This window comes from Mycolicibacterium chubuense (assembly GCF_001044255.1).
GTDB classification, from domain to species: Bacteria; Actinomycetota; Actinomycetes; order Mycobacteriales; family Mycobacteriaceae; genus Mycobacterium; species Mycobacterium chubuense.
Window position 1 is genome coordinate 37,901 of sequence record NZ_JYNX01000037.1, and the last position, 12,970, is coordinate 50,870.

Sequence of the window (12,970 nt, forward strand, 5' to 3'; positions counted from 1 at the left end):
GCGACCCCGCTCCACTGGTTGTTGTGACACACTGTATCGACAATCAGTTCGGAAGGGGCCGCATTCGTGGACAGAGCATCGCCGCCCCGGCGCCCGCACCGCGGCTCACGCCGTGATCCGGCGATCAACGACGCGGTCCTCGACGCCGCCCGCACCCTGTTGGTCACCCGCGGCTACGCGGCCACGTCGATCGACCTGATCGCCGCGACGGCCAAGGTCAGCCGTCCGGCGATCTATCGGCGGTGGCGCACCAAGGCCCATCTCATCCACGAGGCGGCCTTCCCTGACCTGGGCCCCGATCGATGTGAGGACGACCTGACCACGGAGATCACCCGGCTGTGCCGCGGGGCGCTGGCGATGTACACAGATCCCGTTGTGCGCGAGGCGGTTCCGGGCCTCCTCCACGACCTACGGATGGAGCCGGCGATGCGCAGGCTGCTCAACGACCGGTTGGAGGCCGCAGCGCGCCGACAGCTGGCGGCGCAATTGGCCGACGCCGCCGACGCGCGTTCGGGGGTGGACGCCGACACCGTGATGGACGCGATCGCCGGTGCGGCCTGGTACGCGGTGTGCGTCCGCAAGGTGACCGACGTCGATGGTGCGGCCGCGCACCTGGCCGACATCGTGTGTCACGGCGTGTTGCGCCGCGACTAGAGCCGGCCCACCTCGCGCAGTCCCTCGACGGTGTCGGCGATCGTCTCGGCCGGGTCGCGCCAGTGCAGCCCGAAGTCACGGGCGCTCGGCGCGTCGTCGGAGGACGGCATCTGCGTGTAGTACTGCATCGCAGCGGAGTTGATGGGCGTCTCGAAGGGCAGAAACGGCCCCACGACGTCGAAGACGCGACCGACACTGCGCAGTGCCACGTCGGGCACCGGGACCACCGCGAGTGTGTGGTTCGCCGCGGTGCCGATCATCTGGGCCAGCTGCTCCACCGAAACACGTTGTCCACCGGCCATGTAGCGGCGGGGGCCGCGGCCGGGCTCGAGAAGGGCGACGTGCAGGGCGGCCAGGTCGCGGACGTCGATGACGATCCAGCCGGCGCCGCGGCCGGGCACGCTGCGCATCTTCACCGATGCCTCCACGCCCTCGGCGGCCTCGCCGAACTGGTCACCGGCCGGCGGACCGAGCACCATGCCGGGATAGGTGATGTTCACCGGGGCGCCGGCGTCCTGCAGTCCGCGTGCGTACGCCTCGACCGCCGCCTTGGACCGCCCGTAGCCGTCGCTGCCGCCGACCACCGGGAGGTCTGCGTGCAGCACCTCGAGGTCCGGGCGGAACAGGGCGGTGAAGCTGGAAACGTGCACGATCGGGTCGATGCCGGCGGCGACCGCCGCGCCGAGGACGTTGCGGGCGCCTTCGAGATTGGTGTGCAGCATCTCGTCGGCGCGGCTGGGGTCGGTGGACACCATTGCCGCGCAGTGGATCACGGCATCACAGCCGTCCAGCGCAGCCGAGGTGCTCTCCGCGTCGGCGATGTCGCCGAGCACATGGTCGCCGATGTCGACGCCGATCTTCTCGGCGCTGGTACTCAGTCGTCCCGCGTTGCGCACCAGGAAGCGCACGTCGTGCCCGGCGTCCTGCACGGCCTTGGCGGTCCACGCGCCGACGAAGCCGGTGCCGCCGGTGATCAGTACCTTCATCTACCCTCCGGTCTCACGACGCGCCCTATACCCGTTCGGCCCGCGCGTCTCACCCGCTGACGTGCTGGATCTGGATCAGATTGCCACACGTGTCGTCGAGCACCGCCGTGGTGACCGGGCCCATGTCGGTGGGCTGCTGGGTGAAGCGCACGCCGAGTGCGCGAAGTCGGTCGTATTCAGCCGCGACGTCGTCGACGTCGAAGGCGGTGAACGGAATGCCGTCGGCAACCAGCGCCTCCTTGAACGGCCGGGCAGCGGGATGCTCGTCGGGTTCCAGCACGAGTTCGACGCCGTCGGGACTGTCCGCGGAGACGACGGTGATCCACCGGTGCGATCCCATCGGCACGTCGTGCCTGGGGCGGAAGCCGAGCACGTCGGTGTAGAAGCGCAGCGCCTTGTCCTGGTCGTCGACGAGCACACTCGTCAGGGTGATTCTCATCGCGATTCTCTCCGATCAGTGAGCCACCGCGTCGTGATCTGTTGCAGCGGTGCGGTGTTGAGGTAGTGGAACTTGTACTTGCCGTCGCGCCGGGTCTCGACGAGCCCCGCAGCTTCGAGCACGTCCAGGTGCTGTGAGATCGCCTGACGGGACGACCCCAGCCCGTGCCGCGTCGTCAGGCGGGCGCGGATCTCGAAGAGCGTCTGACCGTCGCGCTCGGCCAGTTCGTCGAGGATGGTGCGCCGCGTGGGGTCGGCCAAGGCCTTGAAGACGTCGCCCACCCCACGAACATAGGCAAGTGGTTACTTGCCTGTCAACGACGGCGGCAGTCAGGTCGGGTCGGGGACCGGATCGGGCCACTGCGCCAACGTGCGGGCAGCCTCGGCCGTCGAGCGCAGGAAGGTCAGGAGCGTGGCGTCGGGGTCGGCGGCCGTCCGCACGGCGCGATAAGGCAGCACGTACTCGCCCAGATCGGTGTCGAAGTACGCCGCGTCCGGCGCCACGTCCCACTGCTCGAACCCGGCAGGCTGCGGGTAGGCGTAGGAGTAGAAGACGCCCTCGTCGGCGCCACCCGGCCAGTACCCCGCGCTGGACACCTCGTCGCTGTAGGCGTCGACCATCACCGAGTCGGGGCAGTTCGGCACGCCGCCGGGATGCACAGGTGCGCCCCGGCCGGAGAACCGTGTGACGGCCAGGTCGAAGGCGCCCCAGAAGAAGTGCACCGGACTGACCTTGCCGCGGAAGTCGGCGCGGAAGGCGGTGAACACCCGATGCGCGCTGACCAGCGAGCGCCAGAAGGCGTTCATCGCCTGCGGGTCGTAGCTCGCATGGGCGGTGTCCTGCGCGAACGGGATCACATCGGGCAGCTCGACCGGCGTGCCGACGATCGGGATGTCGAGATCGAGGTCGGCGAGCAGATGCCGGAATTCGGCATAGAAGTCGGCGACCGAACGCGGTTCGAGGGCCATCGACCTGTGCGTGCCGTCGGTGACGCGGATGTGCAGGCGATGCTCGATGAAGTCGAACGTCACCTCGAACGCGCGCGGCGCGTACGGGATGAGTGAGGTGGTGAGGCCACTGGCATTGACGTAGAGCGGCACCTCCCACCAGTGGTTGAGGTGGACGCTCGCCGCCATGCGCACTTTGCCGACGATCTGGGTCCACAGGTGCACGGTGTCGCGGGTGTCCTGCCAGTCGGCCAGCGGGAGCTTCGGCCACGCGAGTGAAGTCTGAGCGTCGGTCATCGGTCCATCTTGGTCTGTGGCGGCGCGGCGTGCGGCGGGAGCGACGAATCGGCGGTGGCGGGGCAACCGCGCCGAACAGTTGACGGCTGTCAATTTTGTTCACGGATGTGCCCGTCCGGTCGGGCCCGCTGCTCTAGATTGGCCGAATGTCCTCGCCGCGTCCGCCGCTCATCGAACGTCCCGCCGATCTGACCGCCGAATGGCTCACCGCCGCGCTGGGTCAGGGCACGGTCGACGAGTTCAGCGTGACCCGCATCGGGACCGGCCAGATGAGCGAGTGCTACCGCGTCACCCTCACCTACGCCGACGGTGCACCGGGCCCGGCGTCGGTGGTGCTGAAGGTGGCGGCCGCCGACCCGAGCAGCCGGCAGACCGGCCTGGCGATGGGGCTCTACGAGCGCGAGGTCCGCTTCTACACCGACATCGCGCCGGGGCTCGCGGGCCCCGTCGCGCCCTGCCACCACGCGGCCTACGATCCCGCGACCGGCGTCTTCGATCTGCTGCTCGACGACGCGGCGCCGGCGACCGTCGGTGACGAGATCCGCGGTGCCACTACCGAACAGGCGGTACTGGCGCTCCGTCAGCTCGGGCTCGTACACGGCCCGCTGCTCGGCGACGAGGCGCTGGCGCACGCCGCGTGGATCAACCGGGAGTCGCCGGTCAACCAGGGGTTGATGAGCGCCCTGTATGCCGGCTTCATCGACCGCTACCACGACCAGGTGGCGCCGGAACACCGCGAGGTGTGCGAGCGGTTCGTCGCCGCCTTCGATGCCTACGCCGCCCAGGACGCTGCCGGCGGCCGCCGCGGACTGGTGCACGGCGACTACCGGCTGGACAACATGCTCTTCGGGCAGGACGGCGCCGATCGGCCACTCACCGTGGTGGACTGGCAGACCGTCACCTGGGGGCCGGCGTTCACCGACGTCGCCTACTTCCTGGGGTGCGCGCTGCCGACCCAGGAACGTCGCGCCCGCTATGACGAATTGCTCGCCGCCTATCACGAAGCGCTGGGTCCCGGTTCCGGCGTCACCCTCGACGAGGTCCGCGAGGGCGTGCGGCGGCAGAGCTTCTTCGGTGTGCTGATGGCGATCGTGTCGCCGATGCTCGTCGAACGAACCGCGCGCGGTGACGAGATGTTCATGGCGATGATTGCCCGGCACTGCCAGCATGTTCTCGACACCGACGCGTTGTCGCTGCTGCCGCCGCCGTCGACACCCGAGCCGTTGCAGCCCGAGCCGTCCGACGAGGGCCGTCACGCTCCGACCGACGAGCCGCTGTGGAGCGAGAGCTGGTACTTCGACTTCGCCGACCCCGCGCAGCGTGTCGGTGGCTGGATCCGCCTCGGGGTCATCCCGAATCAGGGGCACGCCTGGATCAACGGGCTGCTGTGCGGGCCGGACATGCCGACGATCGCGGTGCTCGACTTCGAGGCTCCGCTGCCCGAGGACCACACGCTGGTGCGGTCCGACGTCGGCGAGCTCGCCATGGATGTCGTCGAACCCCTTGCGGTGTACCATGTTTCGCTGCGAGGACGCGGGGAAGCCCACGACGATCCGGCCGCCTTGCTGCGCGGTGAGGCCGGACGGCCGGTGGAACTCACGATGGATCTGACGTGGACGACCGTCGGCTTCCCGTTCCAGTACCGGGTGTCGCCGCGCTACGAGATCCCGTGCCGGGTCTCGGGCACGGTGACCGCGAACGGACAGTCGTATGCCTTCACCGATGTGGCCGGACAGCGCGACCATTCGTGGGCCTCGCGCGACTGGTGGAGCATGGACTGGGTGTGGAGTGCACTGCACCTCGACGACGGGACGCACCTGCACGGGGTCGACATCCGGATCCCGGGAGCGCCGCCGCTATCGGTCGGCTACGAGCAGCGGGCCGGCGAGCCGCTGCTCGAACTGTCGAGGGTTGACGCGCGGGAAACTCTGTGGGACAACGAGTTACCCATCTCCGCCGAGGTGTTCTACGGCGATCTCGGCGCGACGATCACCGTCGCCGGGCACGCACCCGTGCTGCTGAGGTCGCCCGACGGGAGACTGAGCCGGTTCCCGCGCGCCTGGGGGACCGTGGTGACCGCCGACGGGCGGACGGGGATCGGCTGGATCGAGTGGAACCGCAGCCAGGGCTGATCCCTCAGACTCGGTCTGCGACCTTCAGCTGCGCGTACGCCTGTCGTGTGTGCTCGGCGAGCGCGTGCACATCGCTGATCGCGGCGCTGTTCGCCACGAAACCGAAGTCCATGTGACCGCGATACGAGCTCAGCGTCACGTTCAGGCCGATGGCGGCGGCCAGCGCCGAGACCGGGAAGATGCCGATGAGTGTCGCACCGTTGAGGTACCGGACGTCGTTGCTGCCCGGCACATTCGAGATGACCAGATTGCACGCCGGGTGGCCCACGCGGTCCAGGTGGGTCGACGCGCCGGCACCGGCGAGTGCGACCAACGCGACGGCATAGGTCATCGCCGCGTCGGGCGACAGTGCGCCCAGTTCCTTCTTGGCGGTGGCGACCGAGTGGGCCACCTGACGCAGACGGTCTTCCATCGTGGCCTCCGGGTGCCCGAGGCGGACGAACATCGCCGACACCTTGGTGCCCACGGTGGTGTCGCCGTCCCCGCGCAGCGATACCGGACACATGGCGATCAACTCGTGCGCGTAGGCCTGATCCGTGTCGCGCAGGTAGGCGTGCAGACCGTGGTCGATCACGGCCGCCGCGACATCGTTGAGCGTGGCGCCGTGGTGGTGGGCGATCTGGTGCATCTCCTCGAGCGGAAGCGACAGGGTGGCGAAACCACGCGCCTGCCGCAGCGGTGCGTTGGTCGGGGCGCGGCCGGCGACGAACGGCAGACTGCCTTCGACGTGGGTGCCGAGCGCCGCACTGAGTGCCTTGCGCGCTGCGCCCCAGGAGATCTGGTTCACCGCACCGACCTGAGTGAGCACGCCGTGGACGGCATCGGCGAGCCTGCGCAACGCCGGTGGCGCTGCCGAGGAGGTCGGCGCCGGGCCGGGCAGTGCGAACGCCGGGGCAGGGATCGTGTCGCCGGGGGACAGGCTCAGGCCGTCATAGAGTCGCTTCAGACCGGATACGCCGTCGATGATGCTGTGGTGGGTCTTGGTGTAGATCGCGAAGCGGCCGCCGGGGACCCCGTCGATGATCCAGCACCGCCACAGTGGCCGGTTGCGGTCCAGCATCGGCTCGTGCAGGTCGGCGACGAGGCGCAGCAGGTCGTCGTAAGAACTGCCGGCCGGCAGCGACAGATGCTGCACGTGGTAATGCGGATCCCAGGTGGGCGCTTCGCGAAAATGCGGCATGCCCGTGCCGAGGATCTCGGGCACGTAGGTGAACGGGGGCAGCGGTTGGCGGCTGCGGTAGTCCGCCACCACCTGGGCGACGAGACCGCGCCGGGCGGGCGGCTTCTGGAACAGCAGCATCGCTCCGACGTGCGTCGTGCCGCCGGGCGTCTCCATCAGCAGCCAGGCGAGATCGAGCGGGGGAATGGCGGTGCTCATCGTGGTCTACCTCCACTTCGGGCCACACCCCGCAGCCGAGAGTGTGCCGCAACCTCACGGCCCGCGCAGGCGATCGGCGCGACAACCGACCGCGTGCGGCCGTCAGTCGGGCCGCGACATCTCGAAGCCCGCGTCGGGGGCGATCTCGAAGTAACCCGCGGGCCCGCCTGCACGCAGGATCGGCCGGGGGCCGGCGGTGTCGTAGACACCATCGACCAGCCAATGGCGATCGATGTGGACAGCGACGACCTCGCCGAGCACCAGCCAGGTGTCGATCTCCGCACCGGCCGCATCGCGAAGCTGAATCAGCTGAGACAGCCGGCACTCGAAATTGACCGGACTCTCCAGTACGCGCGGCGGCGCGACCGCGACCGAATCGACGGGGGTCAGGCTGCCCAGGTCGTACTCGTCGACGTCGGTGTCGACCATCGCCGCGGTCTCGTTCATCGCGGCGGCCAGGTGCCGGGTCGCGAGGTTCCACACGAACTCGCCCGTGGCATCGATGTTGGCGACGCTGTCCTTCCAGCCGATGGAGGAGAACCCGATCACCGGTGGGCGGTAGTTGAACCCGTTGAAGAAGCTGTAGGGCGCGAGATTGCGCACGCCCTCGGCGCTCAGCGTCGAGATCCAGCCGATCGGCCGAGGCCCGATGATGGCGTTGAACGGGTCGTGCGGCAGCCCGGTGCCGTCGGCGGTCCGGTAGAAGTGGGCGTCGGGGAGGGCCAACAGTGTCTCCGATCGTGATGGCGGTATGGCTATTCTGAGGCACGCCAAAGCGCTTCTCTCTGCAGGACGGCTCCTTCATGACACCGCCACCCCACGCGCTCACCGAAGACCAGCGGCAGAAGCTGCAGGCGCTCTACGCACAGGAGAGCGCCACCTTCGTGAAGCGGATATCCCGGAGCGGTGCGCTGAGCGAACGTGCCGGGCGACAGATGCCGCGAGCTGTGCCCATGGGCTGGATGGCCGGGCTCTACCGGCACCCTCCGGTGTGGGTCGCCGAAGCGGCAGGGCACGAGTTCGTCGACGTGGACTCCAACCGCTACCTCGATTTCAACCTCGGCGACATGTCGGCTGTCGCCGGCTTCACCCACCCCGTGCTCAGCGCGACGATTGCCCGGCAGGCCGCGATCGGGGTGCAGTATCTGCTCCCCACAGCAGATGCGGTCACGGTGTGCGACGAGTTACGGCGACGATTCCACCTGCCGTACTGGCAGTTCACGCTGTCGGCGTCCACCGCGAACCAGGAGGTGATCCGGCTGGCCCGGTTGACCACCGGCCGCAGCGGACTCTTGATGTTCGACGGGAAGTACCACGGACACCTCGTCGAGACGCTCTGGTCCGATGAGGACGGAACGCTCGTCCCCGAGCTCCTGACCGGTACGCCGGTACCCCAGGAGACCCGTGTCGTCGCGTTCAACGACGCGGAAGCAGTCGAAAGGGCCTTGGCAACAGAGAAATTCGCTCTGGTGCTCGGCGAGCCGGCCCTGACCAACTGTGGCACCGTGCTGCCCGAGCCGGGATTCTGGGCCGCTGTCCGACGCGCCTGTGACGCATCCGGCACGCTGCTGGCCCTCGACGAAACCCACACGCAGTTCGATGCTTTCGGCGGTCTGACCCACGACCTCGAGATCCGACCTGACATCGTGAGCGGCGGCAAGGGGATCGCCGGCGGCATCCCCATCGGTGCATACGGTATGTCAGAAGCCCTGGCCGAGGTGATGACTGAGCACCCCGAGGACGATGTCAGCGAAGTGCCTGGGCTGGCGACCGGGGGCACGTTGTTCGCCAACGCCCTGAGCATGGCCTGCGCGGCAGAGATGCTGACCGACGTCTTCGATGAGGCCGGCTACCAGCGCGGTGCTGATCTGGGCACCCGGCTCAGCGACGGTTTGGACGCCCTGTTCGCCCATCACCGCTTGCCGTGGCGAGCGACCCGGCTCGGTCTGCGCAGCGGGTACTGCCTGGGACCCGCGTGGCCGCGCAACGCCGCCGAGGCGTATCAGCGCAGCGACCACCTCTTCGCCGACACGCGCAAGGTGTTCTTCGCCAACCGGGGCATCTGGGATTCGATCGCGTCGGCCGGCCCGCATGTCGGGTTCCAGCACACCGCGGCCGACATCGACCGCTATCTCGAGGTGGCCGAGGACTTTCTCCGCCACGTGGCGCCGTAGCCGACCAGCGCGTCATCGCTCGACGCGAGCAGCAGTAGTCTGTCGGGCTCGTCGAGCAAGTCAGGCATGCTCTCGACGTGTGGCGATGATGCACCGCCATGCCGCCGGTGATGTCGTCACAACAGACCCGCCGGCGGGCCGGGCCGGGCCGGTTCCGCGTGACGAAGGTCCTTGCGAATGAAGTACTTGGGTACTGACGACACCTCGGCACGCCTCACTAACGTCAAGTGCGGTGAGTCGTGCGGCGCGGTGCCCCATCGAGGGGGAATGGGGCCTCGCGCGGCGGCGCGCCACGACGCCGGGACAGGGGGATGAGCAGATGACCGTACTCGACGAAGCCCGTCAGCAGTGGGTGTCGCAGGCGCGATGCCGCGACACGGACCCCGACGAGCTCTTCGTCAGGGGTGCCGCCCAGCGACAGGCCGTTCTGATCTGCCGCCGCTGTCCCGTCATCACGGAGTGTGCCGCGGAAGCCCTGGACAATCAGCTCGAGTTCGGCGTGTGGGGTGGGATGACGGAGAGGCAGCGCCGTGCGCTGCTGAAGGCCAACCCGAACGTCACGTCGTGGGCCGAGTACTTCGCCGGGCGGGCCGCGCGACACCTCAGCCGGTACGGCAACTGATCTCCATGCTGTCGCCGCTGCGCACGGCGAAGCAGACGCTCGAAGCGGCGCTTCACGTGTCGAAGAGCCGGTCGAGCGTGTCCCGCTCGAGGTCACACCAGCGGCGCACCTGGGCGCCTGCTTCGTCGATGTCGTCGGGGGAGAGGTGATCGGCGCCGTCGGGGGTGATGCGGCAGATGTCCATCGGGGGGCCGACCGTCGGTGATGTCTCGTCGAGAGCCTGCAATACGCGAAGAGCCGCGACCACTCCGTACTCCACCGGGCGCTCGCTCATGCGGAAGTTCGACAGCAGGGCACGCGCCTGCTGGGCCATCGGTGCCCCGCTGCCGATGGCCTGGAAACCGATGTCCTCGTAATGGCCGATCAGCCCGTGCGGGTCCAGGTCGACGATGAACGGTTTGTCGTCCGAGTACCCGGCGGCGAGCACGTAGGTGGCGGGCGTGGAGCCGCTGGTCTTCTGCCCGGGCACGACCTCGATGAAGTTCTCGTAGTGATGCTGCAACACCGGCACCACCCGCGCCTGCAACGCCCGTCCGACATCGCTCGCCTCGACGATCGTCTCGGGCTGGGCGTCGAACATCTGCTCGAGGTCGTAGAGCACCGCGCGCGACCCGCTTCCGGCCCAGGCGGCGTGCTTGCCCAGGCCATGCAGTTTCTGGGCCGGGTAGGTCAGGCCTCGATCGGGTTCGGTGATCTGCGAGTCGGCGGCCAGCACGAGGCCGTCGGCGCATCGGAGGGCCAGGACAACGGTCACCTGCGCGATCGTCTCATGCCGGGGTCGGCGACTCCCAGGCGGCGGGCCAACTCCTCGACGCGCACCGCGATGTCGTCTCGGATGAGACGCATGCGTTCCACACCCTCGATACCGCGCTCGGAGGGCTCGTCGGTCTGCCATCGTTCGATGCTGACTCCGGTGACCGGCTCGACCGCGGCGTCGCGGCCCAGAACGACGACGACATCGACCTGTTGCAGCAGCGCCGGGTCAATGGGTTTGGGGTGTTCGCCGCCGATGTCGATTCCGAGTTCGGCGAGGCTCTGGACCGACTGACTGTTGAGTTCGACGCCGGGACGGGTTCCCGCAGAATGGATGTCGACGGTGCCACCGGTCACGGTGCGCATGAGCCCGGCCGCCATCTGAGATTTGCCGCTGTTCTTCACGCACACGAACAGCACGGAGGGCTTCGTCGGCTCGCCCATGGTGCGCCCGTTCAACGGTGCGTGACGTCGACGTTGAGGTCGGCCAGAAGTCGCCGCACCCGTTCCTCGATGTCGTCGCGGATCGGCCGGACCGCGTCGACGGACTGGCCTGCCGAATCGGGGAGATCCCAGTTCTCGTAACGCTTGCCCGGAAAGATCGGACAGGCGTCTCCACACCCCATTGTGACCACGACGTCGGCGGCTTGCACGATCTCGTCTGTCCACGGCTTGGGGAACTCGCCGGTGATGTCGATTCCGACTTCGGACATGGCCTGAATCGCCGAGGGGTTGATCGCATCACCCGGCTCCGAGCCGCCCGACCATGCCACCGCATTGTCGCCGGCCAGATGCGTGAAAAAACCCAGGGCCATCTGGGATCTTCCGGCATTGTGCGTGCACAGGAAGAGCACGGTGGGGCGCGTGTCGGTGATCTTGCCCTCTACGCGGGCCAGCGCGTGCAGGCGCTGCCGGGCGAAACGTTCGGCGAGCAACGGCAGGAAGTTGGAAACGGTTGCGTGGCCGGCGAATTGGTCATACGACGTGTGCAGAAACCGTTCGACGGTTTCCACGCTGAGGGTCTCCTCGAAGTCGCGATGGAGACGCGTGGCGGCGGTGAGCAGTGCGTGCTGCTGATCGATGGACAGATCGGGGCGTATGTGCCGCTTGAACGAAACCGGGCTGTCGGTCATGGTCTACTCCTGTGTTGCGGGCGTGGGGAGGCTGAACCGGTGCCTGAGCGCCAGGGAGACGTATACGAGCCCGACGAGGACCGGTACTTCGATGAGCGGTCCGACAACGCCGGCCAGGGCCTGTCCGGAGGTGGCGCCGTAGGTCGCGATGGCGACCGCGATGGCCAGTTCGAAGTTGTTGCCCGCGGCGGTGAACGCCAGCGTGGTGGTGCGCTCGTAGCCCAGACCCATGGCTGCCCCGAGGAGGTAGCCACCACCCCACATGAGGGCGAAGTAGGCGAGCAGGGGGAGCGCGATGCGCGCCACGTCCCAGGGCCTGCTGGTGATTTGTTCTCCCTGCAGCGCAAAGAGAATCACGATGGTGAACAACAGCCCGTACAGCGCCCACGGGCCGATCCTGGGCAGGAAGGTCGTCTCGTACCAGTGACGTCCCTTGGTCCGCTCGCCCAGCCGGCGTGACAGGTATCCCGCGAGGAGCGGGATGCCGAGGAAGATCAGGACGGACTTGGCGATCTGCCACGGTGAGGTGGAGATCGTGGTCTGTTCCAGGCCCAGCCACCCGGGTAGCACCGACAGATAGAACCAGCCGAGGACGGCGAACATCAGCACCTGGAAGATCGAGTTCAGGGCTACCAGCACCGCGGCCGCCTCGCGGTCACCGCAGGCCAGGTCGTTCCAGATGATCACCATCGCGATGCACCGCGCCAGACCCACGATGATCAGGCCGGTGCGGTACTCGGGGAGATCAGGCAGCAGCAGCCACGCCAGGGCGAACATCAACGCCGGGCCGACCACCCAGTTCAGCAGCAGCGAGCTGACCAGGAGTCTGCGGTCGCCGGTGACGCTGTCCAGGCGGTCGTAGCGCACCTTGGCCAGCACCGGGTACATCATGATCAGCAGACCGAGGGCGATGGGCAGTGAGATTCCGTCGATCTCGATCGCGTCGAGCGCGGTGTTCAGCCCCGGGACCAGGCGGCCCAGCAGCAGGCCGACAGCCATCGCCAGGCCGATCCACACCGGCAGGAACCGGTCAAGCCGCGAAAGCCTCTCGACCACAGCCGAATTCGTCGGAGCGTTGCTCATGTCAGTGCTCCGTCGTCGGCCACGTCGAGGACGGCCGCAAGCGACCTCAGCGTGTGGGGGACCACCGAGTAGTACACCCACGAGGCGCGCCGCTCGGCCGCCAGCAGACCGGCCTCTTTGAGGACCTTCAGGTGATGGGAGATCGTCGGTTGGCTGACATCGAGGTTGGCCGAGATGTCGCAGACACAGGCTTCGCCGCCGGCATGGCTGGCGACGAGGCTGAACAGTCGTAACCTAACGGGGTCGGAGAGTGCCTTGAGCTTGCCGGCGACGTCCGCCGCTGCCTCGGCCGACAGGGGTTCACGCACGACCGGGGCGTAGGCGCACTCGGCCTCCGAAGGTGACTTCGACACGCGTCGATATTGATGGATA

15 protein-coding genes are annotated in these 12,970 nt (G+C 68.2%); 4 read left to right on the forward strand and 11 right to left on the reverse strand.

Translation table 11 applies throughout. The features are described 5' to 3' along the window. Positions 1-66: 66 nt before the first annotated feature. Complete coding sequence (locus MCHUDSM44219_RS14695; RefSeq protein WP_048418993.1) at positions 67-654, forward strand: TetR/AcrR family transcriptional regulator; 588 nt, start codon at positions 67-69, stop codon at positions 652-654. On the opposite strand, the gene MCHUDSM44219_RS14700 is transcribed toward MCHUDSM44219_RS14695, so the two are convergent. Genes MCHUDSM44219_RS14700 through MCHUDSM44219_RS14715 form a run of 4 tightly spaced genes read right to left on the reverse strand, consistent with a single transcriptional unit; the run spans position 651 to position 3,323 of the window. After that, on the reverse strand, positions 651-1,640 hold the full coding sequence (locus MCHUDSM44219_RS14700; protein WP_048418994.1) for an SDR family NAD(P)-dependent oxidoreductase: 990 nt from the start codon (positions 1,638-1,640) through the stop codon (positions 651-653). The two genes, MCHUDSM44219_RS14695 and MCHUDSM44219_RS14700, sit on opposite strands and share 4 nt — an antisense overlap. A 49-nt stretch (positions 1,641-1,689) precedes the next feature. Next, positions 1,690-2,079 carry a VOC family protein gene (locus MCHUDSM44219_RS14705; protein WP_048418995.1) on the reverse strand — a complete coding sequence of 130 codons (390 nt, stop codon included), beginning with the start codon at positions 2,077-2,079 and terminating at the stop codon, positions 1,690-1,692. Beyond that, positions 2,076-2,360 (reverse strand): ArsR/SmtB family transcription factor, encoded by a 285-nt coding sequence (locus MCHUDSM44219_RS14710; RefSeq protein WP_048418996.1) that lies wholly within the window; start codon positions 2,358-2,360, stop codon positions 2,076-2,078. The genes MCHUDSM44219_RS14705 and MCHUDSM44219_RS14710 overlap by 4 nt, the downstream gene beginning before the upstream one ends. 48 nt (positions 2,361-2,408) lie before the next feature. Next, positions 2,409-3,323, reverse strand: a complete 915-nt coding sequence (locus MCHUDSM44219_RS14715) for a DUF5996 family protein (protein WP_048418997.1) — start codon at positions 3,321-3,323, stop codon at positions 2,409-2,411. Positions 3,324-3,469: 146 nt separating this feature from the next. Between MCHUDSM44219_RS14715 and MCHUDSM44219_RS14720 the strand changes: the two genes are divergently transcribed. After that, the gene (locus tag MCHUDSM44219_RS14720; RefSeq protein WP_048418998.1) at positions 3,470-5,455 is read left to right on the forward strand and encodes a DUF7064 domain-containing protein; all 1,986 of its coding nucleotides are present in this window, start codon (positions 3,470-3,472) and stop codon (positions 5,453-5,455) included. 4 nt (positions 5,456-5,459) lie between these two features. Here MCHUDSM44219_RS14720 and MCHUDSM44219_RS14725 read toward each other — a convergent pair whose 3' ends face one another. Both MCHUDSM44219_RS14725 and MCHUDSM44219_RS14730 read right to left on the reverse strand, forming a co-directional pair. Further along, on the reverse strand, positions 5,460-6,833 hold the full coding sequence (locus MCHUDSM44219_RS14725; protein ID WP_048418999.1) for a wax ester/triacylglycerol synthase family O-acyltransferase: 1,374 nt from the start codon (positions 6,831-6,833) through the stop codon (positions 5,460-5,462). Positions 6,834-6,935: 102 nt separating this feature from the next. Then, a complete protein-coding gene (locus tag MCHUDSM44219_RS14730) occupies positions 6,936-7,559 on the reverse strand; it encodes a flavin reductase family protein (RefSeq protein ID WP_048419000.1) in 624 nt (207 codons plus the stop codon). 77 nt (positions 7,560-7,636) lie between these two features. Between MCHUDSM44219_RS14730 and MCHUDSM44219_RS14735 the strand changes: the two genes are divergently transcribed. Together MCHUDSM44219_RS14735 and MCHUDSM44219_RS14740 are read left to right on the forward strand one after the other, a co-directional pair. Then, positions 7,637-9,007, forward strand: coding sequence for an aminotransferase class III-fold pyridoxal phosphate-dependent enzyme (locus MCHUDSM44219_RS14735; protein WP_048419001.1), 1,371 nt, complete (start codon positions 7,637-7,639; stop codon positions 9,005-9,007). A gap of 319 nt (positions 9,008-9,326) precedes the next feature. Continuing rightward, positions 9,327-9,629, forward strand: coding sequence for a WhiB family transcriptional regulator (locus MCHUDSM44219_RS14740; protein ID WP_048419106.1), 303 nt, complete (start codon positions 9,327-9,329; stop codon positions 9,627-9,629). Between the two features lie 52 nt (positions 9,630-9,681). Here MCHUDSM44219_RS14740 and MCHUDSM44219_RS14745 read toward each other — a convergent pair whose 3' ends face one another. From MCHUDSM44219_RS14745 to MCHUDSM44219_RS14765, 5 genes are read right to left on the reverse strand one after another with little or no spacing between them, the layout of a single operon-like run. Then, positions 9,682-10,383, reverse strand: coding sequence for an Ntn hydrolase family protein (locus MCHUDSM44219_RS14745; RefSeq protein WP_048419002.1), 702 nt, complete (start codon positions 10,381-10,383; stop codon positions 9,682-9,684). Further along, positions 10,380-10,826: an arsenate-mycothiol transferase ArsC gene (locus MCHUDSM44219_RS14750; protein WP_048419003.1), complete on the reverse strand. Its 447-nt coding sequence runs from the start codon at positions 10,824-10,826 to the stop codon at positions 10,380-10,382. Before MCHUDSM44219_RS14750 ends, MCHUDSM44219_RS14745 begins: the two co-directional genes overlap by 4 nt. 11 nt (positions 10,827-10,837) lie before the next feature. Beyond that, complete coding sequence (locus tag MCHUDSM44219_RS14755; protein ID WP_048419004.1) at positions 10,838-11,515, reverse strand: arsenate reductase ArsC; 678 nt, start codon at positions 11,513-11,515, stop codon at positions 10,838-10,840. 3 nt (positions 11,516-11,518) lie between these two features. Further along, complete coding sequence (arsB, locus tag MCHUDSM44219_RS14760; protein WP_048419005.1) at positions 11,519-12,598, reverse strand: ACR3 family arsenite efflux transporter; 1,080 nt, start codon at positions 12,596-12,598, stop codon at positions 11,519-11,521. Continuing rightward, the gene (locus MCHUDSM44219_RS14765) at positions 12,595-12,951 is read right to left on the reverse strand and encodes an ArsR/SmtB family transcription factor (RefSeq protein WP_048419006.1); all 357 of its coding nucleotides are present in this window, start codon (positions 12,949-12,951) and stop codon (positions 12,595-12,597) included. Before MCHUDSM44219_RS14765 ends, arsB begins: the two co-directional genes overlap by 4 nt. Positions 12,952-12,970: the final 19 nt, after the last annotated feature.